Annotated in this window: 24 protein-coding genes; 8 read left to right on the top strand and 16 right to left on the bottom strand. The window is 59.0% G+C overall.

All coding sequences use genetic code 11. The features are described 5' to 3' along the window. Positions 1 to 63 precede the first annotated feature (63 nt). The 4 genes from L6762_RS03965 (at position 64) to L6762_RS03950 (ending at position 3,645) form a co-directional block, all read left to right on the top strand. Complete coding sequence (locus L6762_RS03965; RefSeq protein WP_237185683.1) at positions 64 to 420, top strand: HesB/IscA family protein; 357 nt, start codon at positions 64 to 66, stop codon at positions 418 to 420. Positions 421 to 653: 233 nt separating this feature from the next. Beyond that, complete coding sequence (coxB, locus tag L6762_RS03960; protein WP_185172909.1) at positions 654 to 1,523, top strand: cytochrome c oxidase subunit II; 870 nt, start codon at positions 654 to 656, stop codon at positions 1,521 to 1,523. Positions 1,524 to 1,533: 10 nt separating this feature from the next. Further along, the gene (ctaD, locus tag L6762_RS03955; protein WP_185172910.1) at positions 1,534 to 3,234 is read left to right on the top strand and encodes a cytochrome c oxidase subunit I; all 1,701 of its coding nucleotides are present in this window, start codon (positions 1,534 to 1,536) and stop codon (positions 3,232 to 3,234) included. Positions 3,235 to 3,243: 9 nt separating this feature from the next. Continuing rightward, positions 3,244 to 3,645 carry a cytochrome c oxidase subunit 4 gene (locus tag L6762_RS03950; RefSeq protein ID WP_237185682.1) on the top strand — a complete coding sequence of 134 codons (402 nt, stop codon included), beginning with the start codon at positions 3,244 to 3,246 and terminating at the stop codon, positions 3,643 to 3,645. A 726-nt stretch (positions 3,646 to 4,371) separates the two neighbouring features. Here L6762_RS03950 and L6762_RS03945 read toward each other — a convergent pair. The 4 genes from L6762_RS03945 to L6762_RS03930 are packed head-to-tail and all read right to left on the bottom strand — an operon-like array spanning position 4,372 to position 8,662. Continuing rightward, complete coding sequence (locus L6762_RS03945) at positions 4,372 to 6,036, bottom strand: cytochrome b (protein ID WP_237185681.1); 1,665 nt, start codon at positions 6,034 to 6,036, stop codon at positions 4,372 to 4,374. Beyond that, positions 6,036 to 7,127, bottom strand: coding sequence for a ubiquinol-cytochrome c reductase iron-sulfur subunit (locus L6762_RS03940; RefSeq protein ID WP_185172913.1), 1,092 nt, complete (start codon positions 7,125 to 7,127; stop codon positions 6,036 to 6,038). The genes L6762_RS03945 and L6762_RS03940 overlap by 1 nt, the downstream gene beginning before the upstream one ends. Positions 7,128 to 7,176: 49 nt before the next feature. Then, positions 7,177 to 7,971: a c-type cytochrome gene (locus tag L6762_RS03935; RefSeq protein ID WP_237185680.1), complete on the bottom strand. Its 795-nt coding sequence runs from the start codon at positions 7,969 to 7,971 to the stop codon at positions 7,177 to 7,179. A 52-nt stretch (positions 7,972 to 8,023) separates the two neighbouring features. Continuing rightward, complete coding sequence (locus tag L6762_RS03930; protein WP_185172915.1) at positions 8,024 to 8,662, bottom strand: cytochrome c oxidase subunit 3; 639 nt, start codon at positions 8,660 to 8,662, stop codon at positions 8,024 to 8,026. Between the two features lie 238 nt (positions 8,663 to 8,900). On the opposite strand from L6762_RS03930, the gene trpD reads away from it, so the two are divergent. Further along, positions 8,901 to 9,941, top strand: coding sequence for an anthranilate phosphoribosyltransferase (gene trpD, locus L6762_RS03925; RefSeq protein ID WP_237185679.1), 1,041 nt, complete (start codon positions 8,901 to 8,903; stop codon positions 9,939 to 9,941). A gap of 68 nt (positions 9,942 to 10,009) precedes the next feature. Here trpD and L6762_RS03920 read toward each other — a convergent pair whose 3' ends face one another. Next, on the bottom strand, positions 10,010 to 10,393 hold the full coding sequence (locus L6762_RS03920) for a DUF3054 domain-containing protein (protein ID WP_237185678.1): 384 nt from the start codon (positions 10,391 to 10,393) through the stop codon (positions 10,010 to 10,012). 226 nt (positions 10,394 to 10,619) lie between these two features. Here L6762_RS03920 and L6762_RS03915 point away from each other — a divergent pair, with 226 nt between their 5' ends. The 3 genes from L6762_RS03915 (at position 10,620) to L6762_RS03905 (ending at position 12,665) form a co-directional block, all read left to right on the top strand. Further along, entirely contained in the window at positions 10,620 to 11,078 is a 459-nt protein-coding gene (locus L6762_RS03915; RefSeq protein WP_237185677.1) for an NfeD family protein, read from the top strand. Positions 11,079 to 11,108: 30 nt separating this feature from the next. Continuing rightward, a complete protein-coding gene (locus L6762_RS03910; protein WP_237185676.1) occupies positions 11,109 to 12,233 on the top strand; it encodes an SPFH domain-containing protein in 1,125 nt (374 codons plus the stop codon). A 93-nt stretch (positions 12,234 to 12,326) separates the two neighbouring features. Then, positions 12,327 to 12,665: an RNA polymerase-binding protein RbpA gene (locus tag L6762_RS03905; protein ID WP_135011868.1), complete on the top strand. Its 339-nt coding sequence runs from the start codon at positions 12,327 to 12,329 to the stop codon at positions 12,663 to 12,665. A 68-nt stretch (positions 12,666 to 12,733) separates the two neighbouring features. Here the strand turns inward: L6762_RS03905 and L6762_RS03900 are convergent, their stop codons facing one another. From L6762_RS03900 to L6762_RS03850, 11 genes are all read right to left on the bottom strand, one after another. Beyond that, positions 12,734 to 13,468 (bottom strand): polyprenol monophosphomannose synthase, encoded by a 735-nt coding sequence (locus tag L6762_RS03900; protein ID WP_237185675.1) that lies wholly within the window; start codon positions 13,466 to 13,468, stop codon positions 12,734 to 12,736. A 114-nt stretch (positions 13,469 to 13,582) separates the two neighbouring features. Further along, the gene (locus L6762_RS03895) at positions 13,583 to 14,632 is read right to left on the bottom strand and encodes a hypothetical protein (RefSeq protein WP_237185674.1); all 1,050 of its coding nucleotides are present in this window, start codon (positions 14,630 to 14,632) and stop codon (positions 13,583 to 13,585) included. Between the two features lie 34 nt (positions 14,633 to 14,666). Next, on the bottom strand, positions 14,667 to 17,507 hold the full coding sequence (locus tag L6762_RS03890) for a DEAD/DEAH box helicase (RefSeq protein WP_237185673.1): 2,841 nt from the start codon (positions 17,505 to 17,507) through the stop codon (positions 14,667 to 14,669). Positions 17,508 to 17,615: 108 nt separating this feature from the next. After that, entirely contained in the window at positions 17,616 to 18,464 is an 849-nt protein-coding gene (tatC, locus tag L6762_RS03885) for a twin-arginine translocase subunit TatC (protein ID WP_237185672.1), read from the bottom strand. 104 nt (positions 18,465 to 18,568) lie between these two features. Further along, positions 18,569 to 18,826, bottom strand: coding sequence for a Sec-independent protein translocase subunit TatA (tatA, locus tag L6762_RS03880; protein WP_135013989.1), 258 nt, complete (start codon positions 18,824 to 18,826; stop codon positions 18,569 to 18,571). Positions 18,827 to 18,831: 5 nt separating this feature from the next. Beyond that, entirely contained in the window at positions 18,832 to 19,146 is a 315-nt protein-coding gene (locus L6762_RS03875) for a hypothetical protein (protein ID WP_237185671.1), read from the bottom strand. Positions 19,147 to 19,293: 147 nt separating this feature from the next. Then, the gene (locus L6762_RS03870; RefSeq protein WP_237185670.1) at positions 19,294 to 21,243 is read right to left on the bottom strand and encodes a helix-turn-helix transcriptional regulator; all 1,950 of its coding nucleotides are present in this window, start codon (positions 21,241 to 21,243) and stop codon (positions 19,294 to 19,296) included. A gap of 72 nt (positions 21,244 to 21,315) precedes the next feature. Next, the gene (locus L6762_RS03865) at positions 21,316 to 21,717 is read right to left on the bottom strand and encodes an FKBP-type peptidyl-prolyl cis-trans isomerase (protein WP_237185669.1); all 402 of its coding nucleotides are present in this window, start codon (positions 21,715 to 21,717) and stop codon (positions 21,316 to 21,318) included. A 38-nt stretch (positions 21,718 to 21,755) separates the two neighbouring features. Further along, positions 21,756 to 22,808, bottom strand: a complete 1,053-nt coding sequence (locus tag L6762_RS03860) for an FKBP-type peptidyl-prolyl cis-trans isomerase (RefSeq protein ID WP_237185668.1) — start codon at positions 22,806 to 22,808, stop codon at positions 21,756 to 21,758. A gap of 105 nt (positions 22,809 to 22,913) precedes the next feature. Then, positions 22,914 to 24,347, bottom strand: coding sequence for a Pup--protein ligase (gene pafA / locus L6762_RS03855; RefSeq protein WP_237185667.1), 1,434 nt, complete (start codon positions 24,345 to 24,347; stop codon positions 22,914 to 22,916). Between the two features lie 52 nt (positions 24,348 to 24,399). Next, entirely contained in the window at positions 24,400 to 24,597 is a 198-nt protein-coding gene (locus L6762_RS03850; RefSeq protein ID WP_237185666.1) for a ubiquitin-like protein Pup, read from the bottom strand. Between the last annotated feature and the right edge of the window lie 19 nt (positions 24,598 to 24,616).

Here is a 24,616-nt window from a genome sequence, read left to right as displayed (position 1 = left end):
TCTCGCGCCCCGCACCCAAGAGGCGTAAGATTGACATCAAAACACCCCACGAAAGGATTGCTCATGTCTGAGGCAGTACTTGAAGATCTTCCCACCCACGGCGTTAACCTCACCGAGGTTGCAGCCGGTAAGGTTCGTTCCCTGCTTGAGCAGGAAGGACGCACCGACCTGCGCCTGCGCATCGCCGTGCAGCCCGGCGGCTGTTCAGGCCTGATTTACCAGCTCTACTTCGACGAGCGCGTGCTCGACGGTGATGCCGTCCGCGACTTCGACGGCGTAGAAGTCATCGTTGATCGTATGAGTGTTCCCTACCTCGAAGGCTCAACCATCGACTTCGAAGACACCATTCAGAAGCAGGGGTTCTCCATCGATAACCCCAACGCCCAGGGCTCCTGCGCCTGTGGAGATTCCTTCCACTAAGCGTCCGCCCAGCCCGCTTCACACGTGGGGGTATGCTCCGGCATACCCCCACTTTTCTGTTTCAGCCCGCCCAAACATGAAATACTTATGTAATGACACGTCAGTTCATTGACAGGTTGTCACCAGAAACGCCCGTTTGAGGGTAAGCTCGTATTGAAAGAATTAACACCTGGGTTAATGCTGTCCACACACAGCACCAGGTGACACGCACATCGCTACAGGAAGGGCCGTCTGTGAGTTCGCAGCATCGAACCAGCAGCAAGGGGCTTAAGGGCAAGGCAGTAGCCGCTGCCACAGCCGTTTCAGCGCTGCTCTTGACCGGTTGTTCAGAACAGGCATCAGTGGGCTGGCTGCCCACTCAGCGTGGTGTAACCGATAACGCCGATACCATCATGGACCTCTGGATTGGTACATGGATCGCTGCGTTGGCTGTAGGTCTTGTGACCTGGGGCCTCATGCTTTGGTGCATCATCGCCTACCGCCGTCGCAAGTACGAAACCGGCTACCCCCGCCAGGTGAGCTACCACGCTCCGCTGGAAATTTTCTACACCGCTATCCCGATCATCCTGATCGTCAGCTTCTTCACCTTCTCAGACCGTGCCGAGCGCGAAATCACCGCTCCCAAGTCTGAAACCGCCGATGTCACCATCGAGGTTTACGGTAAGCAGTGGGCATGGGACTTCAACTACCTCGACGAAAACGTCTACTTCGCCGGCGTCCAGGCTCGCCTCGACAAGGAAGGCAAGGAAGGCGTTGAGGAAACCCTCCCCACCCTCTACCTGCCGGTCAACTCAACCGTAGACCTGCAGCTCAAGTCCCGTGACGTCATCCACTCCTTCTGGGTTCCCGCCTTCCTTGAGAAGCGCGACACCATTCCCGGCATGACCAACCACATGTACTTCACCACCGGTTCCGAGCCCGCTCGCTACCAGGGTAAGTGCGCCGAACTCTGCGGTGAGTACCACTCAGAGATGCTCTTCAATGTTGAAGTTGTTAGCCAGGAAGACTACGACGCCTACATCCAGTCACTGGAAGATGAAGGCAACATTGGCCGTCTGGGTGACGAGTACAACCGTAACCCCAACATGAACACCAACAACTAAGAGGTAACCCGTGACTACTCTTGAGTATTCAGCTGAGACAACCGGTAGCGTTGTCCCGCGGGTGGTTCCTAAGTCCAAGGGACGAATCATCGTCAATTGGCTGACTTCCACCGACCACAAGACCATCGGGTACATGTACCTGATCGCTGCGTTTATTTTCTTCTGCTTTGCCGGTGTCATGGCTCTGCTTATGCGCCTGGAGCTCTTCACCCCCGGTATGCAGTTCCTCGAAACCAAGGAACAGTTCAACCAGCTCTTCACCATGCACGGCACCCTGATGCTGCTCATGTTTGGTACCCCGCTGTTCACCGGTTTCGCTAACGTCCTGGTACCCCTGCAGATTGGTGCACCCGACGTTGCCTTCCCCCGCCTGAACTCCCTGGCCTTCTGGTTCTTCCTGTTCGGCTCACTGGTCGCCATCGCTGGCTTCCTTACCCCCCAGGGTGCAGCTTCCTTCGGCTGGTTCGCATACGCTCCGCTGAACAGCACCACCTACAGCCCCTCTGTCGGTGGTGACCTCTGGATCTTCGGTCTGGCTCTTCAGGGCTTCGGCACCATCATGGGTGGCGTCAACTTCCTGACCACCATCCTCTGCATGCGCGCCCCCGGTATGACCATGTGGCGTATGTCGGTCTTCACCTGGACCACCCTGATCACCGCAATCCTGATCATCATGATCTTCCCGCCGCTGGCGTCCGCCCTGTTCGCCCTCGGTATGGATCGCCGTCTCGGTGGCCACATCTTCGACCCCGAAAACGGTGGCGCCGTCCTCTGGCAGCACCTCTTCTGGTTCTTCGGTCACCCCGAGGTTTACGTTCTGGCTCTGCCCTTCTTCGGCATCGTTTCAGAAATCATCCCCGTCTTCTCACGTAAGCCGATTTTCGGTTACAAGGGTCTGATTTTTGCAACCATCGCTATTGCGGCTCTGTCAGTTACCGTGTGGGCACACCACATGTACGTCACCGGCGCGGTCATGCTGCCCTTCTTCTCCTTCATGACCATGCTGATTGGTATTCCTACCGGCGTGAAGTTCTTCAACTGGATCGGCACCATGTGGCAGGGCTCCATCACCTTTGAGACCCCCATGCTCTGGGTTATCGGCTTCCTGATCACCTTCCTCTTCGGTGGTATCACCGGTATTATCCTGGCAACCCCGCCGCTGGACTTCCACCTGTCTGACTCCTACTTCGTGGTCGCTCACTTCCACTACGTCATCTTCGGTACCCTCGTCTTCGGTATGTTCGCAGCTCTCTACTTCTGGTGGCCCAAGTTCACCGGCAAGATGCTGAACGAGCGCCTGGGCAAGATCCACTTCTGGCTGCTGTTCATCGGCTTCCACATGACCTTCCTCATCCAGCACTGGCTCGGTGTCGACGGCATGCCCCGCCGCTACGCAGACTACATGCCTGAAGATGGCTTCACCTGGATGAACCAGCTCTCAACCGTAGGCTCCATGATTCTGGCAATCTCCATGATTCCCTGGTTCTGGAACGTCTACACCACCGCCCGCAACGGCAAGCGTGTTGAGGTTGATGACCCCTGGGGCTTCGGTGGCTCACTGGAATGGGCAACTTCTTGCCCGCCCCCGCGCCACAACTTCACCGCCCTGCCCCGTATCCGTTCAGAGCGTCCTGCACTTGACCTGCACCACCCTGAACTGTCCACCAACAATGACGTCGCTGCAGCAGCCCGCCAGGCAACTGCACGCTAGGAGGCCACTGTGAAACTTCTTGCTAAGATTTTCGGTTTCATCGGCGTCTTCCTGATTCCCGTTGGCATTGTCTACGGTCTGATGACTGACTTCACCGAGTGGGCCGGTTTCCCCGCGATTCTGGCTACCGCCGTGATGTGTCTCTTCCTCTGGTACTTCCTGAACTTCACCGACAAGAAGCACCCCGACATGCCCTACGAGAACCTCGAAGGTGAAATCGCTGATGGCGCTGGCGACTACGGCTTCTACTCACCGTGGTCATGGTGGCCCCTCTTCATCGGTGTTGCTTGCACCATCGTTGTTGTAGGTCTGGCTATCGACTGGTGGATCGTACTCATCGCCATCCCCTTCGCAGCAGCAGCTGTTCTGGGTTGGGTTTACGAATACAACCGCGGCGACCACGCCCACTAAGAGCCTTACCTGGCTCAAAGGGTGGGGCCCCTATCCTCTCGGATAGGGGCCCCACCCTTTTTTGTGCCATTTTTAGATTGCTGAGGGGAGGTTGGGAGGACGGCACAGGACGGCACAGGACGGCACAGGACGGCACAGGACGGCACAGGACGGCACAGGACGGCACAGGACGGCACAGGACGGCACAGGACGGCACAGGCGCCAGCCTGACCCTGCCAGCCCACCCTAGGAGTGCGACACGCCGAGCCACTTAAAGAATCTTTAACTGATGCGATTACCAGCCAAGAGCGCACGCCACCATGGTTCCCTGAGCTGGGAGACCACTCCCTATAGCAGAATCTCAGCGGGACGCCCCGGTTGAAACGGCGCGCTGTGCCCCGCGTCCTCGATGTACAGAAAAGAAGTTCAAAGAGGTATAAGGGCCTCCGTGAGCTAGGGGAGAGCTACCTCATTCCCCTCTGTATCATCCCCTGCATCTTGCGCAGAACGGGGCCAGCACACGCGGCCTCGGGAGTGCGCTACTTTTTTCAGAGCCGTCATGGCTGCATAGGGGAGCAGAGCTAAACCCAACAAACTAGTTTTGGCTCCTAAAAGGCTCAGGAAGCCCTTAGAGGCGATGATTGGCTCGGTCATTGATAACCAATCACGCGGGGCCAGTAAAAGCCTGTTAAAACACGTGTGGGGCACCCCTGACGGGGTGCCCCACACTGTTACTACAACCGTATGTTATTTTTCGATTGAGTCGGCCTTGTGGCCGTCAACCTCATGTGCACCGTGGTGCTCATGGTGAGCTGCTTCGAGCTCAGCGGGAGTTACGGCAACTACGCGGTCTTCGAACCAGATCTTTGAGAGACCTGCGCGGGTCTTCTCGATCAGGCCAACCTTGCCCTTCTTGTTGGGCTGAGCCGGGATGGGCTCGGGTGACTCGAAGGAGACCAGCTCGTAGCGGCGGTATTCATCGAGAGGCTTGTGAACCTCGATGAACTCACCGTGGGGGAGCTGGACGACCTTACCGGTTTCGATACCGTGCAGTACGAGCTCACGGTCCTTACGCTGCAGAGCCAGGCAGATGCGCTGGGTGATGAAGAAGCCAATGAGGGGACCGAATACGAAGGTAAAGCGGAGCCAGTAGGCAACGTCATTCAGCGATACGTGGAAGTGAGTTGCAATCAAGTCGGAGCTTGCCGCGATCATCAGGGCTGCGTAGCCGATGATGCCTGCTACACCCACACCGGTTCGGAAGGGGGCGTTGCGAGGACGGTCCAGCAGGTTGTGGACGCGGTTGTCCTTGGTGACCCACTGCTCAATCCAGGGCCAGAAGACCATGGCCATCATGACTGAGCCAGCCATCAGAGCGAAGGGGAGAAGGACGCTCAGAACCCAGGTGCCACCGAGGAATTCGAATTCCCAGGGCCAGGGCCAGACGCCGGGCCACAGACGCAGGGCGCCGTCACCGAAGCCTACGTACCAGTCAGGCTGGGTACCGGCCTGTACCGGTGAGGGGTCGTAGGGGCCGTAGTTCCAAATCGCGTTGATGGTAAAGGTTGCGCCAAGGAAGGCGATGATACCGAACACGATGAAGAAGAAACCGCCAGCCTTGGCTGCGTAGACGGGGCCTACGGGGAAGCCAACGACATTGTTCTCGGTGCGGCCGGGGCCGGGGTACTGGGTGTGCTTGTGCAGTACAACCATGAACATGTGAATAGCCACGAGCAGCAGAAGCATCGCGGGGATAATCATGATGTGCAGGGTGTAGAGGCGACCAATCACAGCGGTACCGGGGAACTCGCCACCGAAGAAGAAGAGCGAGATGTAGGTACCAACCAGCGGGATTGACTTGAAAATACCGTCAATAATGCGCAGACCGTTACCTGAGAGCACGTCATCGGGCAGTGAGTAGCCGGTGAAGCCAGCCAGAATACCGATGATGAGCAGGGTGCAACCAACAACCCAGTTCAGTTCACGAGGACGGCGGAAAGCGCCGGTGAAGAAGACGCGCAGCATGTGCACGGTCATCGCCATCATGAACATCAGAGCTGCCCAGTGGTGAATCTGACGCATCAGCAGACCACCGCGGACGTCAAAGGAGATGTCCAGGGTAGAGGCGTAGGCAGCAGACATGTGGGTGCCCTTCATGGGAACGTAGGAACCGTCGTAGGTTACCGACACCATGGTGGGGTTGAAGAAGAAGGTCAGGAAGGTACCTGAGATGATCAGGATAACCAGGCTGTAGAGCGCAACTTCACCGAACATGAATGACCAGTGATCGGGGAAGATTTTGCGACCGAATTCCTTGATGATGCCTGAAGCACCAACACGCTGATCAACGTAGTGGGCGATACGACCGGTTGAGGTCTTTGCCTTGTAATCAGACTGCATTGAAGTCGACATTATGCTTCACCTGCCATTTCCTTGATGTGCTTTGCACGCTCCCAGTAGCCGGGGCCAACGGGCTCGTGGAAGTCACTCTGGGCGACCAGGTAGCCTTCGGAGTCAACTGCGATGGGCAGCTGGGGCAGGGCGTGGCCTGCGGGGCCGAAGATAACCTTGCACTCTTCTGCCGCGTCAAAGGTTGACTGGTGGCAGGGGCAGAGCAGGTGGTGGGTGCGCTGCTCGTACAGAGCGATGGGGCAGCCTACGTGGGTGCAAACCTTGGAGTAGGCGTAGATGCCGTCAACGTTCCAGTTTTCGCGACCGGGGGTGACCTTCTTGATGTCAGCGGGATCCAGACGCATGAGCAGCACAACGGCCTTGGCCTTTTCCTCGAGGTAGCCGTTCTCGTGGGTCAGGCTAGAGAGGGTTTCGGGCAGGACGTGGTAGGCAGAGCCCAGAGTAACGTCGGCAGCCTTAATGGGGGTGCCGGAGGGGTCGCGCACGAGGCGGACGCCTTCGTCCCACAGGGTGTACTTGAGTACTGAGGGGTCTGCGGGGCCCAGGTCACGGAACAGGGTGACGAAGGTCAGGGGAGCGAGGATAACGGAACCGATGAGGGTATTACGAAGAAGCGGGCGACGCTTGATGCCTGATTCTTCGATGATGGTTTCAACGATTTCCTGAGCCTCTGCGCGGTCCTCTTCAGAGGTAACCGCGTGACGCTCTTCGACCATTTCGTGGTCGGGCATGAGTGAGCGTGCCCAGTGGACGATACCGATACCGATACCGAACATGGCAAAAGCGATGCCGAGACCCAGCAGAAGGTTCTGCAGACGAAGCATGTTGTTTGCTTCGGGGTTCATGACATCGTAGAAGTTGCCGCTTACCTCTACACCGAAGTAGCCAATCCAGAAAAGCAGGGAGCCCAGCATGGAGATGACGAATAGTAGAACTACCTGTCGCTCGGCACCCTTAGCTTTTTTGGAATCGACGTCGGTGAGTCGGGGAGCATGCGGGGGAAGTCCGGGGTTAGCGAACTTCTCCTGACTTGCCTCTTGAGAGGTAACTACGGCAGCCTTTTCATGTGCGCCGTCACTATGGTTTCCCATGTGTTGCCTCAAATCTTCCTTGGTACGAAATTTATGTGTGTGCGTGAGCTTATGCAGCTCGTGAAGTCAGCCAGAGGGTGAATACAATGACGATGACCAGGCCGAGGGTCCAGATCAGAAGACCTTCAGACACGGGGCCGAGTGAGCCAAGCTTGAAACCACCAACCGATGCGTTAACTTCCTGGGACTTCAGGTAGGTAATGACATCGCGCTTTTCTTCGGGGGTGATGTTTGCGTCGTTAAAGACGGGCATGTTCTGCGGGCCAGTTTCCATAGCCTCGTAGATGTGCTTTTCTGAAACGCCCATCAGGGTAGGAGCAAACTTACCGCGGGTAAGAGCACCACCAACGCCAGCAGCGTTATGGCACATAGCGCAGTTTGCGAGGAATACCTTTGCACCGTTGGCTGCATCGCCCTTGGAAACATCGAGGTACTCTTCCTCGGGGATGGTGGGGCCTGCGCCGAGTGATGCAACGTAGGCTGCGAGCTGCTTAGTCTGCTCATCGTTGAACTGGCCGGGCTTCAGCTGAGCCTGAACGCCCTGCATCTGCATGGGCATGCGGCCGGTGCCTACCTGGAAGTCAACAGCAGCAGCGCCAACACCAATCAGTGAGGGGCCGTCTACTGAGCCTTCTGCGTTAGTACCGTGGCAGGTTGCACAGTTGGCCAGAAAGAGTTTCTGGCCTTCTGAGATGTCTTCTGCAGTGTAGGTGGTGCTTGTAGCGGCTTGAGCCTCGTTAGTAGCCGTGGCAACTGCGTAGAGGCCACCAGATAGGAGGAGGGCAAGGGCAAGCAACACGAGAGCTGCGAGCGGATGACGTCGCTTTTGAGAAAGTGCCTTCACGTCGTTGTTCCTTTGTGTGTGTGCTAGTTGGTTTACTTTTAGCGGTTACCGGTTACTTGAGGAAGTAGACGATAAGGAACAGGGCGATCCAGACGACGTCTACGAAGTGCCAGTAGTAAGAAACAACGATTGCTGAGGTTGCTTCGTAGTGACCGAAACGCTTAGCAACATAGGCACGGCCGATGATCAGCAGGAAGGCGATCAGGCCGCCGGTTACGTGGAGTGCGTGGAAACCGGTGGTGATGTAGAAAGCTGAGCCGTAAGCGCTTGACGCGATAGTCATACCTTCAGCTACAAGGTTTGCGTATTCGTAAGCCTGGACGGAAACGAAGAACGCACCCATGATGAAGGTGAGCAGGAACCACTCAACCATGCCCCATTCACGGACATTGAAGAGGGAACCGGTGCGGCGGGGCTTGAGCTGTTCAGCCTTGAAAACACCAAACTGGCAGGTAACGGAGCTCAGCACCAGCACGATGGTGTTGGCGAGAGCGAGAGGGACTTCAAGCAGCGGGGTGTTCTCAGCCCAAATATCGGGGCGAGAAGCGCGCAGAGTGAAGTACATTGCGAACAGGCCGGCGAAGAACATGAGCTCTGAGGCAAGCCAAACGACGGTGCCGACAGACACCTGATTGGGTCGATTCAGAGCGGCGTGTGCCGACTTACTTGGGGTATGGGTTGCAGTTGTCACATAGACATTATGTCTGTAAAAGTGCCCGTGAACCAATAGGTAAGGGGGTTTGCTAGGAGGTGTGTTGTAAATCCTGCATATCTTCCCCCTAATCTAGGGGTTTTTAGTGCAGGCTTGGCGACACGTTGTGTGTAAAACTTACGTAACCCAACGTCCAGCAACCCTGGTACGGAAAGTCCCCGCGGACGTCCGTCTCACGAGCTCGCCCGGGAACTAAAAGAACCGTAGAATGTGAGCCATGACAGGCACCATCACGTGGAAACTTATTCTCAATCAACTCGTAGCCCAGCAGGACCTCTCGTCAGACCAGATTAACTGGGCCATGCAAGACATCATGGCGGGATCAACCCCGGAAGCTATTATCGGAGCTTTCCTAGTTGGACTTCATGTTAAAGGTGAAACTCCTGAAGAACTTGCTGCACTTGCGCAAGGCATGCTTGACAAGGCGGAACACATAGAAGTCACCCGAGATGCTGTAGATATTGTTGGCACCGGTGGAGACCAGCAGAACACCGTCAATATTTCCACTATGGCCTCACTGGTGATTGCGGGAGCGGGCGTGCCCGTCATTAAGCACGGCAACAGGGCCTCTTCATCATCAAGTGGAAGTGCAGATGTGCTGGCTGAACTAGGCATAAATCTAAACCTAAACATTAAAGATGTGGCAGGTGCAGTAGAGGCTGCGGGCATCACCTTCCTGTTCGCCCAGGTGTTCCACCCCTCCATGCGTCACGTAGCGCCCGCCCGCCGCTCCATTGGCGTACCTACAGCCTTCAACTACCTCGGCCCCATGACCAACCCCGCTCGGGTCCGGGCTTCAGCCATCGGTGTAGCAGACCCCGAGATGGCCGAGAAAATCGCCGCCGTTTTCGCTTCCCGCGGCGACCACGCCCTGATTTTCCGGGGGAATGATGGCCTGGACGAAATTACCATCACCGGTGAATCGCAAGTTTGGGAAACCTTCAATGGGGGAGTTGAGCACCATTCACTAACCCCCACCGATTTTGGTATTGAATGCGCCACCCTGGACGATCTACGCGGGGGAGATGCCCAGCATAACGCCCAGGTTGTGCATCAGGTTCTCGATGGGACTCCCGGCCCAATCCTCAACGCGGTTTTACTGAATGCTGCAGCAGGCTTGACTGCTTACCGTCCGGTCGACGGTAGGCCTTTTACCGAACGCTTTGAGGAAGCCCTGCGGGACGCTCGCCAATCAGTAGAATCAGGTAAAGCTAAGGCTGTGCTTGAACGTTGGATTGCTTACAGCAACAGTAAATAACAACATAAAGGTGTGGCCCCAGACTTTCTGGGGCCACACCTTTTTAAAGACTGTCTACATCAAGAAATTTAGGCCTTGCGGCGCACCAAGCCAAGGATAAGGCGCCAGCCCACCAAGAAGACCAAGAGAGTAAGAGCTGAGACAAGAACAAAAGCAGTTGCCGCAGTATCGCCGAAGGAGAGGCGCAAGCCAAGCCCAAGCACCAGGGTGCTGACCCACATCATAAAACCTTCAAGCAAGAGGGGAAGCTGCCGCCTGGAGCTCACGGCCCACACACCAATATGGCCAGCGCAGGCTGCCAGCAAGAAAGGTGCGGCGGTGGCTAATAGCTGGGATAGCGGTTCCTGGTGGCTAGTGAGCCCGATGGCAATAAAAAGAAGGACGAGGGCCAGGTCAACCACGGCGCGAACCGGCTGGGAAAAATATTTACCTGAATCAACTGAACTGAGCATAGTTTTACTCTAACGCAGGAGCGCTAAGCTCAGCAGCTGTGGAGTAAGTCGAGGGCGTCAGGGGAGCTTTTTTAGCTTTACTTTACATAATGTATATTATCGGCTTTATGGAAAGCCTGGCTGAGCTGGCCAAATCCTCTCATACCTCACGTAATGACTAGCACAGAGAAACCACATCAGGGAGAATAGATAAGTACTAACACACACCGACCTGTGGGAGGTACACATGATTGATTGGTTCGCACAGAACCTCTGGGCTTTCTGGCTCACCGCTGCGATTGTTCTAGCCATTATCGAGATTTTGATGCTCGACTTCATCTTTCTAATGATGGCCTTAGCTGCCCTGTCGGCAACACTGAGCACCACTTTCCTCGACTCCTTTGTTGGTCAGGTTGTTCTTTTTGCAGTTGTTAGCATCGCCCTTCTCTTAGGGCTCCGCCCACCGCTTATTAAGCGTTTCCATCAAAGCTCACCCAATATTGCGATGAACTCTGATGGGCTTATTGGCCAGGACGCTCTTATTACCCAGACGGTCACAGAGCAGGCAGGTCTTGCCCGTATCGCCGGTGATACCTGGACGGCCCGCCCCGAAAGCAACCAGCTGGTTCTCCCTGAAGGGTCAACAGCAACCGTGGTAGCCATTCGCGGTGCAACTGCCTACCTAGCCCCTCACACCACAAAATAACCTTTAACTTAAAGATTAAGGTCGTAACCTATGACAGCTTCAACCATCACCACAACCATCCTGCTTACAGCCCTCGTGCTCTTGGTGCTCATCACCCTGCTCAAGGCTGTGCGCATTATTCCTCAGGCCCGCGCTGGCATTGTCGAGCGTCTGGGTAAGTACCACACCACCCTCAACCCGGGCTTTCATGTGACCGTCCCCTTTATCGACCGCGTCCTGCCCCTCATTGACCTGCGTGAACAGGTCGTATCTTTCCCAGCCCAGTCCGTTATCACCGAAGATAACCTGGTCGTCGGTATCGATACCGTGGTTTACTTCCAGGTCACCGACCCCAAGGCTGCTACCTACGAAATCACTAACTACATCCAGGCTGTCGATGAGCTAACCAGTGCCACCCTGCGCAACGTCGTCGGTGGCCTGAACCTGGAAGAAACCCTGACCTCCCGCGACCAGATTAACAGCGAGCTCCGTGGCGTCCTTGACAGCACCACTGGCCGCTGGGGTATCCGTGTCTCCCGCGTCGATATCAAGGAAATTCAGCCTCCGCACTCCATCCAGGACTCCATGGAAAAGCAGATGCGAGCAGAGCGTGACCGCCGAGCCGCTATTCTAACCGCCGAAGGCCAGAAGCAGTCCCAGATTCTAACCGCCGAAGGTGACTCCCGTGCTGCGATTCTACGAGCAGAAGGTGAAAAGCAGTCCCAGATTCTGACCGCTGAGGGTGACGCTAAGGCAGCTATCCTGCGTGCTGACGGTGAAGCCCAGGCTATCCAGAAGGTCTTCCACGCAATCCACGCCTCGAACCCCAGCCAGAAGCTACTGACCTACCAGTACCTGCAGACCCTGCCCAAGCTAGCCGAGGGCGATGCTAACAAACTCTGGTTCATTCCCACCGAGCTGGGCGATGCCCTGCGCGGTATCGGCAACGCCTTCTCACCCCTGGGTAACGAGGGTGCACCTGAGACTGAGGAAGAGTCTACCCCTGCGACTCCCCCGTCCTCTCCCCTGGTCGACACCCCGGTGATCCGCGTGACCCCTGAAGACCTCAACCCCAACCTCGACAAGCTCGATAGCGGCGTTGAAATCCCTCAGGAGGGCGAGCTCCCTACCGACGAATCAGCTGAGGGCACAGACCCCCACACCCCCGGCGCCTAAAGGTTATAATGGGTATTTGGCCTGCACGGTTTACCCGCCTTTGAGTAGTTACAAACCTGCAAGCACTTCAGTCACCGTTTATGGAGGAAGAAAATGAGCGATCGCAGCCTGCGCGGTATGCGCCTGGGTTCACAGTCAATGGAAACCGAATCAGGCGTGGAGCCGGCTCCCCGCCAGCGTGTGGAATACCGCACCGAAGACGGTGAACGAGTCTTCGTTACCTTCGCGCAGGAAGCTGAGATTCCCGCAACCTGGACCGCCAAGTCCGGCAAGGAGGCCTTCCTGGTTTCTGGCGACGGCAAGGTTGAAGAGAACGCTGAAAAGCCTGTTCGCACCCACTGGGATATGCTCCTGGAGCGCCGTAGTGTCGAAGAACTTGAAGAGACCCTGCAGCAGCGTCTTGAGATTTACCGGGAGCGTCACGCCCTCTAGGCTATCCTCCCTCTAAGACCAAGGGCCCCGCCAGTTATCTGGCGGGGCCCTTCGTCTATCAACTGCTATTACTTCTTGATGATGGAGCGGACGCGCTCTGCTCGGGCGGTCAGGCCCCAGCGGGTTACCTTGGTCATGGAGTCAACGATGATGTTGCCGTCCATCTTGGAGCTACCGATTTCACGCTCTACGAAGGTGATGGGTACTTCTACAATTTTCAGGCCGGCCTGCTCGGAGCGCCAGGCCAAATCAACCTGGAAGACGTAGCCCTTGGAGTCGATGCCTTCGAGGTTAAGCTTCTGCAGGGCTTCGCGGCGGTAGGCGCGGTAGCCCGCGGTGATGTCTTTAACCTTGGTGCCCAGAATCAGGCGGGTATAAAGGTTGGCTCCGCGGGAAAGGATCTGGCGGTGCAGGGGCCAGTTTTTGGTTTTGCCGCCGGGTACGTAGCGAGAACCGATAGCTAGGTCGGCTCCCCCTTCGATTGCCTGCAGGAGCAGGGGCAGCTGTTCGGGCTGGTGGGAGCAGTCGGCGTCCATCTCAACGAGCACGTCGTAGCCAGCTTCTAGGCCCCAGTCGAAGCCTGCCAGGTAGGCGCCACCCAGGCCGTCCTTGACGGTGCGGTGGAGGACGTTGATGTGGCTGTCTTCTGCTGCCAGGGAGTCGGCGAGCTGGCCGGTGCCGTCGGGGCTGTTGTCGTCGACGACGAGGATGTCGCAGTCGGGCACGGCTGCGCGCAGGCGCTCTACTACGATGGGAAGGTTTTCCTTCTCATTGTAGGTAGGAATCACGGTTAGTACTCGCATGCGGTCTCCTTGTCATGGCCCATCTGAATCGTGGGACGGCGTGTAAACCAGTTTTTCATTATATAGGGTGCAGGTGCCCGAGCGTGTATCGCGGGCCTGGGTCTGAGGTGACGCCTAGCCCACTTTGTGGCCACTGCGGTAGAGGCTGACCAGTTCAGGGCGGGGTACGTCGGGGGCCAGGACAGGGAGCAGGGGGGTGCGGGCGCGCGGGTCGGTGCTCCAGGCAGCAATGCGGCTGTCAGGGGTCTGCACGATGAGTTCGGTGATAGCCCAGAGGGCGCAGTGGGCGGGGGCTCCGGGCACGAGCTGGCCGGTGAAGGGGTTGGGGGCGGACGCGGCGCGGTAGACTGCGCGGGTGCAGGCGGCAAAAGCGGCGCGAGCCGATACTGCCTGTTCTGTCTGTGCGGGGTTGACGGCGGCGTTCACCAGTTCCCAGCCCAATAGCGAGGGTCGGGTACCGGGGTCTGACCCTAGGGTTACCGCAGCACCCGCAGCCAGGGCCCGGCCAAAGGCTTCGCCGGAGCGGTCGAAGTCGCCTGAGAAACCGAGGGTGACCTGTAGGTTTTTGGCTTGTTCCAGGTCACTGTGGTCTAGTTCGGTGAGACCCTCCAGGCTGGGGCTGATACGCAGACGGGCGAGGCCGTCAAGAGGCGCCAGATGAGCCAGGTACTCCCCTACCTGAGCCGCCTCGGTGACCACCAACATGAGCTGCAGGCGCTTTTCGGCCAGCGAAGCCAGTAACTGCGAGCTAAGCTCTCCCGGGGAGGAGACAAAGATACCGCGGACGCCAGCGGGCAGTTCCCTGCCACCCTCAAGGCTGCCTACGGGAAGGTAGTAGTCAGCAGCTACCGCAGGGTGCGCCGCCGGGAGCTCCTGCGCGAAATCGGTGAGCAACAGGCGGGCATAACCGTAGCCAGCTGCCGCTAGCTCATCGAGCAGGGCGGGAGCGTCCGCCCCGGTCGTAGAAGCCGCCGCTAGAGCAAAGCTGGGGGTGACCAGGCGTCCGCCCAGCTCCTGCACGGTCATGGAGGAATCCGCAATGGAGCGGGCACCGGCGTCCTGCCCCACCCATTCCACCTGGCTCTCGTTCATGACCAGGGCGGTAGCAAAGGGGTCAGCGGGGCTGTAGACAGAGCCATCGAGCATGACAGTTGCGGGCATCATTGCCGTCCTTTCACAATACTGACAGTACAACAGACTAAAGCTGGGTCGCTACCACGCCGCGGCGAAGCAGGTTGATAGCGGCCTCGCACTGGGTGCGTAGCTGGGGGTCAGACGACGCCACGTGGGCAATCTGATCAAGGCTGTCGATGACCTGTTTGGTCCAGCGCACGAAGTCGCCAGCGGCCAGGTCGGTACTATCGATCGCCTGGGCGAGGCTCTTGCCCCGCGCCCACTTATAGACGGGCCAAACCATACCGAAGTCGGGTGAAGCGGTCTGCGGTAGCCGGTGGAGTTTTTCGGCGTCGTTGAGCTTGTTCCAGTGCTTCAGCACGGTCATCAGTGCCCCCTCAACCCCGTGACCGGGGTAGCGAGATAGCAGACCCAGCTCATCGCGTTTAGCCTCATAGACCAGGGCTGAGACCACCGCAGCGGTAGACGCCGGGTCAAGGCCCTGCAAGAAGCCGTCCTCAAGGCAGAGGGAGGTCAGCAGGTCCTTTTCACCGTAAACCCGGCGCAGGGAGGCACCCCGGGCGGTAAGCACGCGACGCCCCTCCACCGTCTCAACATAACCGTAGCTAGCCAGCAGCTGGGTAATACGCTCAAAGACCTGGGCGATAGTGTTGGTGCGGCGCTCAATCTGACGGCGCAAACCGTCGGTATCGCGCGACAGGCGGTACCAGCGCTCAGCCCACCGGGCATGATTCTCACGGTCAGAGCACCCGTGGCAGGGGTGGTTGCGCAGGGCCCGGCGCAGCTCCTCAATCTTCTGTTCGTCCCCGCGCTCGCGCTCGTTGAAGTACTTCTTCTGAGACCCCGAGCGGGCAGGAAGCCCCTGATAGAGGGCTTCACGCATACGAGAGGCCATGTCCCGGCGGTCCTTAGGGGTCTTGCCGGTGAACTTCTTTGACACCTTAATCTTCGAAACCGGCAGAACAGGCCCGTCGAGGTCGCGGGGGTCGAGGCGGCGTAGCTGCGCCGCCATCGTCAGAATGGACGGGCGCGGGTCGTCCAGAGACTCGGCCCTGGCCAGCACCACGGCGGGGCCCGCATTACGGCCCCGGGGGATTTCGATGATATCGCCGGGCAGCAGGTCAAGGACGGACGCCACCGCCTGGGACTGCCGCAGACGGCTACGGCCCTTCTCGGCCTTTTTCTCAAGGTCAGAGAGGTCACGGCGGATGCGAGCATACTCGGTAAAATCACCCAGATGGCAGGTCATCGCCTCTTCGAAACCTGCCAGAGCCTTTTCGTTCTTCCTCACCCGAGAAGCCACTCCCACCACCGACTTATCGGCCTGGAACTGGGCAAAGGAGCTTTCCAGAATCTTCTTGGTGCGCTCAGTGCCAAACTGGGCAATCAGGTTGGCGCTCATATTGTAGGTGGGCTTAAAAGAGGAATTGAGGGGGTAGGTGCGCTTCGAGGCCAGGCCCGCTACCTGCTGGGGCTCTAGTCCGGGGCGCCACATGACCACAGCGTGACCCTCAACGTCGATACCGCGGCGGCCCGCGCGTCCGGTCAGCTGGGTGTACTCCCCCGGCGTAATATCCACGTGGGTCTCACCGTTGAACTTGGTGAGCTTCTCTAGAACCACCGACCGGGCCGGCATATTGATGCCCAGCGCCAGGGTCTCGGTTGCAAAAACCATGCGAATCAGCCCCTCAGAGAAGAGGGTCTCAACAACCTCCTTGAAGACCGGCAACAGGCCCGCATGGTGGGCCGCTACACCCCGCATCAGGCCTTCACGCCACTCGTAAAAACCGAGCACCGCCAGGTCACTGGTCTCAAGGCTAGCGGTAGCCTCAGCTATATAGGCCCGAATAGCCTGGGCCTCGGCCTCGGTTGTTAGGCGAATGTCGGCATCGATACACTGCGATACCGCAGCATCGCAGCCCACCCGCGAGAAAATAAAACAGATACCGGGCAGCAGACCCGCCTTATCGAGGGAGCGAATCATCTCTGGGCGGCTAATGCGCTGGGGGCGGACGGGGGCGCTCGCCTCGTCCGCGCTGCTGCGGCGCTCGCGGTCATAGCCCTGGGACTGGTAGCCCTGGTTACGACTACGTTTGCCCTTGCCCAGGCGGGAGAAGGACTTGCCGCCCGGACCCCGCGAGGGGCGGGGGCGGCGTCCGACCCGCACCAGCTCTGGGTTGACCTCGGGCAGGTCGGTGGCGGCTGCGGCGTCCTCGACAGTGGTATCGCCAGCGAAGAGGTCCATGAGGTGGCGGCCCACCATCACGTGCTGCCAAAGGGGAACCGGGCGGTGTTCAGAAACGATAATGTCGGTCTGCCCGCGCACGGTATCGAGCCAGGCACCGAACTCCTCAGCGTTAGAGATAGTAGCCGATAGGGCGATAACAGAGATCGATTCGGGCAGGTGAATAATGCACTCTTCCCACACCGCCCCGCGGGAGCGGTCAGCCAGGTAGTGCACCTCGTCCATCACCACATAGCCCAGGTTGGCCAGAGTGGCGGAATCTGCATAGAGCATGTTACGGAGCACCTCGGTGGTCATCACGACCACGGGGGCTTCGGAATTGATGGAGGTGTCGCCGGTCAGCAGCCCCACGGCGTCCTCACCGTAGGCTGCCACCAGGTCGTTGTACTTCTGGTTACTCAGAGCCTTAATCGGGGTGGTGTAAAAGGCCTTTTTACCCTGCGATAGAGCCAGGTAGATAGCGAACTCTCCCACGATCGTCTTGCCCGCCCCAGTGGGGGCAGCAACCAGCACGCCCCGGCCGTCCTCAACCGAAGTGCAGGCCCGGCGCTGGAAGTCATCCAGGTCAAAGCTCAGGGTCTGCTCAAAGCGGTAGAGGGCGGTCTTTGAGAAGGTGGCGCGTTCTTTGGCGCGCAGGTACTGTTCAGCGTAGCTAGCCATATGTCTAATCTTAGGCGGTAGATTTCGGCCAGAGGCACCCCGCAGTCAGCTTTCGTTCCAGCGCGAACAAAAAACCGCCCCGACACAGCGTGCCGGGGCGGGAAAGTTTTAGGAGCGACCGAGCTGGTCGAGTTCTTCTAAGCTGGTGGCTCGGTTGAGTTCGTCGTCGGTGAGACCCTCTGCCAGTTTGGCGTTGCGGCGGTCGCGGCGCTTGTCGTTAAGCATGGCGATACCGATAGCAACAAAGAAGAAGAAGAGCAGGGGCAGCATGAGGTAGAGCATGGACATGATGTCGTTACCGGGGGCTGCCATTGCAGCGAGCAGACCAACGAGCACGACTACCCAGCGCCAGGACTTGAGAATGGTCTTACCGCGGATCAGGCCGATGAAGTTAAGGCCGACCAGGATAACGGGCAGCACGAAGGCGATACCGAAGACCAGCATGAATTTAACCACGAAGCTGACGTAGACGTCGGCGGTGAAGAGGTTGGTTGCGCCATCGGGGCTGAACATGGTCAGGGTGCGGACGGCGGTGGGCAGCACCCACCAGGCCAGGCCGGTGCCCAGAAGGAACATGGGGATGGCGGTGAAGGTGAAGCCCAGGGTGTAGAGCTTTTCCTTGCGGTAGAGGGCCGGGGTGATGAAGGCCCAGAGTTGGTAGAGCCAGACGGGGCTTGCGATAACCAGGCCGATGTAGAGGGAGATACGCACCATCTGGTCGAAGGGAGATGTTGCGGTGGAGTAGTTCAGGGCTGCGGTGCGGCCAGCTTCGGTGTTGATGGCGTAGACCGGGGCGCTGATGGCCTCCATGAAGGGCTCGTAGAGGAAGAAGCCGCCGATAGCGCAGATAAAGGTAGCAACAGCCGCTTTGATGAGGCGGTTGCGGAATTCGCGAAAGTGCTCGCCGAGGGCCATGGTGGCCTGGGGGTTGTTCTTTCGGCTGGTTGATTTAGCCATGGGTGCCTTCTACTGAAACTCTGGGAGCCCATAAACCCGCGCCCTGGGTGGCCAGGGCACGGGTCGGGCGGTTAACTCACGAACGCTCTGGGGGGGGCGAGAACTTAGTTCTGTGAGCCCTTGTTCTGATCGGTGGTGGTGGGGTTGTTGATGACCTCACCGGAAACGACGGAACCGTTGGTGTCGCCGTTTGCTTCGTTGTTCTTCTTGGAGTCGTTCTTCAGGCCGTCAACTTCTGACTTGAAGATACGCATGGACTGGCCGAGGCTGCGGGCCATGCCGGGGAGCTTGGGGGCACCGAAGAGCAGGATGATGATGACAAGGAGGATGATGAGATGGACGGGGCCGAGGTTACCGAGCACGAGCGTCACCTTTCTTGAAGACGTTTGAGGTCTCCGACGAGTTGGGGCTGTCCGAGTTCGTCGCGGCGCTGAGAGCGGCGGCGGGCTCGGTCGAGCGTTCGAGTGTTCTTGCCCTGGATGTAGTCTGCGTAGGCGGTTCCTACCGGGGTGAAAAGAGCCGGTTGCGGTTCTTCTCTGAGGGGCTGGGCGTGGTTGGCCTGCCCAAGCGCATCTGTAATGCTGGACTCCCAGTCTTGGGCGGCATCGAGTGCCCCTAAGGCTTTGCGGAAGACGCGGTATAGCAGCCAGGCTAGCAGGCAGAGCGAGCTCACTACGAGCACGGTCCATAAAACTATCCAAAACCACCAAGGCATAGTGACAATTATATATCCCAAGCGGCTTTAGTTTTGAGAATATTTTGCTGTGGGCTTGCACCGATTCTGCTGGGATATGGGTGGGTAATGTGCCGGGGCAGTTGTTTGTGGCCCCTAGTCACCCAGTAGCTCTAGTAGGTCTTGCCGCAGGTGGGCAGGGATGAGCAGGCGGACGGTCGGGCCCAGGTCTATGAGCAGGTTGAGGGCCCAGGCGGTGTGGGCGACCGGTATTTTGTAGAAGGTCACACCGTTTTCTTCGGCTGTTTCAAGGGCGTAGCGGTAGAGGGTGCTGTGGGTTTTTTCGCGCTGGGCTACCGGCAGACTTTTAGCGACAGCCAGAATCATGGTCTCGGCAGCAACTTGGCCGCTGGTCAACTGGGTGAGCCAGCTGCGAGGGCTAACGGGGGCGGACGCGTCCTCCCCCGCCTCGGATTCAGTCAGCACCTGCTGGGTGAAACTATCACCCTCGACCGGGGCCATACTCAATATCTGGTCAAGCCTAAAGTGCCGCACCTGCCCGCTCAACCGGCACCAAGCTTGCAGGTAGCGAGGCCCGTTATCAACGATGAGGGCCAGCGGTTCAATAACGCGGCGGGAGACAGACCGGTGGGAGCTGTAGGTGATATCGAGGGGAATCTGCTGATCAAGAGCCCGCTGTACTAGGGGGTCAAGGTCGGCCCGATAGACCCCTACCCGTTCAGGCATGGGCGCAACCTCGGGTAGGTTCTCGGTAGCAACCGAGGCCCATATCTTCTGGCGCAGGTGGCGGTAAAAGGACTCTGTATCGAGGCTGGCCGACAGGTCGAGAGCCAGGCTCAGCGCCAGGGCTTCTGTTTCAGTCAGAGACACACCGCGGGTCAGCACCTGCTGCCCCCGCAGGGTCACAAACCCAGCCGAGTTAATGGCTAGATCCAAGGACTCAAACCCAACGCTGCTGGCTAAGCCTTCCAGCTGGGTACGGGCTTTCTGTTCCGTCGTTGAAAAGAAATCTGCCAGGGTAGTAAGGGGCAGACCCCCGGTGCTCTCGATCAGGGACACCATCAGCAGAAGCCTCATGAGCTGGTCTGAAGCACTTTCACGGGCCCGCTGAGCAGCTACAGGCTTCCAGGCCTTTGTTCGTTCAGGAGCAGCGATATTGGGCGCCGGGGTGTGCCAGGCCCGCAGCTCCTGCCGTAGTCTTTCCTCTTCATCAGCGACCTTTCGCTGGTAGTCCCCCACCACGCCAGGAGCTGATGTGCCCTCCGGGAGCCGGTGGGTGCGTCCGCCCTTTATAGCCTGCAGGGCAGACTCCACTACCCCGTAGGAGGGAGCCAGCTGCACCCCGTCCGCCCCCTTCCCGGGCAGCAGGGGCACGGTAGCTACCTGCGGAACCTGCTCAGGTTCAAGCGCGGCCAACTCCCGTACCATCGAAAAAGTGGCAGGGGGCTGCGGCCCCTCAACAGCCAAAACAGACAAACCTGCCGCCCGATCAAGCCTAAAAATACGCTGCCCCTGACGGGCCCGATCCCAGCCCACCAGGTACCAGTGACCAAACCGCAAACCCAGCCCCCAGCAGGTAACCGTGCGCACCTCGTCCCTACCGGCATAGCGAAAACTCACGCCCTTACCCTCAGCCACCGCCGCCAGGCACTCTGCAACCCCGGGGACCGTGGTGAACCGGGCGGGCTCCCCCAGCTCACCACCAAGACGCTGGCCCACACTCGCCCCCACCTTGAGCAGGGCAGCACGAGCCAGCCGCTCCACCTCGGTGCCTTCCCAGGCCCGCGCACAGTGGCTCAGCACCACCACGTCCAAGGCCGAAAAATCAGCCACCGCCTGCGACCTAGCCTCCAGCCGATACACAAAGCCCAGCCGAGAACGATCAGCCCGCTCAGCCACCAGCTCAACGCCCAGGGCCCGTAAGACCTGCTTATCGCGCTCAAACATACGCTCAAACGCAGCATCGGTCGCCGCCTGGTCATAGCCCGGCACCCGCTGGCGCACAGCATCCCGGTCCAGCCCCCAAGGGGCAGACGAGAGCACATCAAGTAAGGCAGCAGCACGTTCAACAGCTTTAGAAGTCACATACATAAAGATAGCCCCCGGCTCTTTCGAACCGGGGGCCAAACACGCGCAGGCACAAGCCCGCAGCGAGAATTAACGCTTAATGACGTCTACCAGGTCAACCACAAAAATCAGTGATTCGTTAGGGCCAATAGCAGAACCGGCACCGCGGGAACCGTAAGCCATCTCGCTGGGAATCTCCAGGCGACGGCGGCCGCCCACCTTCATACCCAGCAGGCCCTCATCCCAGCCTCGGATCACCATACCGACACCGACCTGGAAACGCAGGGGCTCACCGCGACCCCAGGAAGAGTCAAACTCTTCACCGGTGGAGAAAGCTACACCCACGTAGTGGGCTGACACGGTATCGCCAGCCTCAACGACCTCACCGGCACCCTCAATCTCATCGATGATGATGAGTTCTTCGGGGGTGCCACCTTCGGGGAAATCAATTTCGGGCTTGCTACGGTCGAGATTACGCTGACCAAATGACATGAGGTTTTACCTTTTCTAATCGAGTGATAATAGAGGTCTTATTCGCTGGCTGAGGCGGTAGCTTCAGCGCTCGCAGACTCGGTAGCGTTTGCGCTGGCATCTGCGGTTGCAGCTGCGGACGCGTCGGCTGAGGCGCTAGCTGATGCTGCGGCGGTGCGGGTGGGTGAGGAGCCCAGGATGTCTACCACGAAGACCAGGGCACCTTCGGGGGCGCCGCTGGTGGCGGCGTCCTCACCGTAGGCCAGCTCGCTGGGGATGACCAGCAGGACGCGGGAACCGACGGTCTTACCGGCCAGGCCCTGCTTCCAGCCCTCGATGACGCCGTTCAGGGAGAGGGCGGTGGGGGTAGCGCCGAAGTTACCGTCGAACTGGGTGCCGTCTGACCAGGTCACGCCAACGTAGTTGACGTAGAGGGTGTCGGATTCACTCACGGTTGCACCGGTGCCGGTGATGAGGTCTTCGGTGTAAAGCTCGGTGGGGGCATCGCCGCGGTCTGGTGACAGGGTCAGGGTGGCGGTGCCGTCATCGGCAAGGGAGAAGCTTTCCAGGGCAGATGACTTCTTCTCGTTCTCGGTGCCTTCAGCGCTCTTGAGCAGCTTACCGGAGACGGTGTAGACCTCGACGTTGGTGGCGGTGCCTGCTGAAACGGTGGGGGTTGCCTCAGCGGTTGAGGTGGAGGTGGTATCGATGTTGGTGGAGTAAGAGAAGGACATACCGACCTTTGAGCCGATCAGAATGTCGTATAGCTCGGGGGCGGCGTTCTTCAGGTCTTCGCCCACGGGGATAATCATGGGTGCGTCGGTGTAGGTGGTGCCCAGGGAGGTGCCGTCGGCTCCGCTGAAGACGGTGGCGTCAACGAGCAGGCTGTCGCCGTCCTCGATGGTGGCGCCGTCGCCGTCCTCAATCTTGTAGGCTTCGGTGCCGTTGGCTGCGAAGGGGGTTGCGAAGGAAACCGAGGGTTCGGCGGTTGCCCCGTTCATGGAGTAGTCGACATCTGAGAGGCTGCTGCCGCTGCCGGAGCCGCCGCAGGCAGACAGAACGAGGGCGAGCACGGCGCCGCTGGATGCGAAAAGGGCTGACTTTTTCTTCACTGGTTTCACTTTCCTTGAGGTTGCGCTCTTCAGCAGAACGCTTTTATTCACCGCGTACATACTAGCGGATAGAGCTGGGTGGGGTCTGGTAATTTGCCGGTTTGCCTAGATAAAGGGTGGGGACCAGGCGTCCTGGGGGCCGGGGTTGAGGGTGGCCAGCAGGTCGTCCATGGCGGCGCTTTCGGTGGCGAAGGGGTCCTTGCACATGACGGTCAGGTGGGGCTTGTTGTTGAGTTTCAGGTGTACCCAGTCCACGGTGAAGGGCTCGCCGGCGTTGCGGGCAGCACTGATGAAGCGGCCGCGCAGGGAGGCCCTGGTGGCAGGAGGGTGCACGGTGGCATGGGCAATGTCATCGGGGCTGACCAGGTTCTTGACCAGGCCCTTGCGGGTGAGCAGGCCAAAGACGCCTCGTGCGGGGTCGATATCGTGGTAGGCCAAATCAAGCTGCTGGATTTTGGGGTCGTCGTAGCCGCTGGCCCCGCGGGCGATGTAGGTATCGAGTAGCTTCTTTTTGATGGCCCAGTCAATTTCGGTATCGATCTGGGAGGTATCGCCGCTTTCCACCGCATCCAGGGCCCGGCCCCAGAGATCCAGGATATAGGGCACGTCCTCGTGGTGGGCCCCTTTCTCTTCGATGTAGCGGGTGGCAGCCACCTGGTAGTGACGTTGCAGGGTCAGGGCGTTGGCTTCACGGCCGTCCGCCAGGGGGAAGGTTGCTGTGCCGGTCAGGTCGTGGGAGATAACGCGCAGGGCGGTGGCGGTGTCTTTGATTTCAAAGTTCTCGAGGGGGTAGTAGTCCTCAAGCATGCGAAGCACCAGGTCGGTAGCCCCGAGTTTGAGCAGGGTGGTGGCCTGCGACATGTTGGAATCCCCGTTGATGACGTGCATACGACGGTAGAGCGAGGCGTCGGCGTGGGGCTCGTCGCGGGTGTTGATGATGGGGCGGGCCCTGGTGGTGGCTGTTGATGAGCCCTCCCAGATGTAGTCGGCGCGCTGGGAGAAGGAGAAGCTGGGCTGCCCCTCTGGCCCGAGCGGACGTCCGCCCCACTGCGGGGGGCCTGCCGGGTGTACCTTACCCGCCCCCACCACAATCTGGCGGGTAATCAGGAAGGGAATCAGGGAGCGGACCAGGCGGGAGAACTCCACCTTGCGCTCTAGCATGTAGTTCTCGTGGGAGCCGAAAGAGTTGCCCGCCGAGTCAACATTGTTTTTGAAGAGGAAGATCTGCCCCTGATAGCCCTCTGCTTCGAGGGAATCTTCTGCCTGGTTGACCAGGTCATTGAGCAGGTACTCCCCCGCCTTGTCCTGAATCAGGGCATCGCGAACCGAGGCGGTCTCGGCGGTGGCGTATTCGGGGTGGGATCCCACATCGAGGTAGAGTCGCCCGCCGTTGGGCAGGAAGACGTTGGAGGAACGCCAGGTGTCTACCACCGGTTTGAAGAGCTTGCGGGCGGCCTCTTCTGGGGCCAGGGGGCCAAGCCCTTTCGGGATGTATCTGATGCCGAACTCGGTTTCGATGCCGAATATTCTGCGTTCCACGGGTCTTCCTTAGGCGTTGGGGCGGGTACTGGCTGCTTGTGAGGGGCTGGGCCTACTGGCCGCCCTTTTGGACGAAGCCCTTGACGAAGTCTTCGGCGTTCTCTTCGAGCACGCCGTCGATTTCTGCCAGCAGGTCATCGATGTCTGATACTGCCTGCTCGTTCACCTCGGTGTTCTGGTGGGCGATGGCTACTTCTTCTACCTGCTGGGAGGTGGTTGAGGTGGTGTTCTGACGCTGAATGCGGTCCATGATGTCTCTCTTTCTATGT

It is taken from the genome of Rothia nasimurium, assembly GCF_928381705.1.
Classification (GTDB): domain Bacteria; phylum Actinomycetota; class Actinomycetes; order Actinomycetales; family Micrococcaceae; genus Rothia; species Rothia nasimurium_G.
Note: the sequence above shows the minus strand (reverse complement) of the source record. Positions and strands in the feature narration are given on the sequence as shown.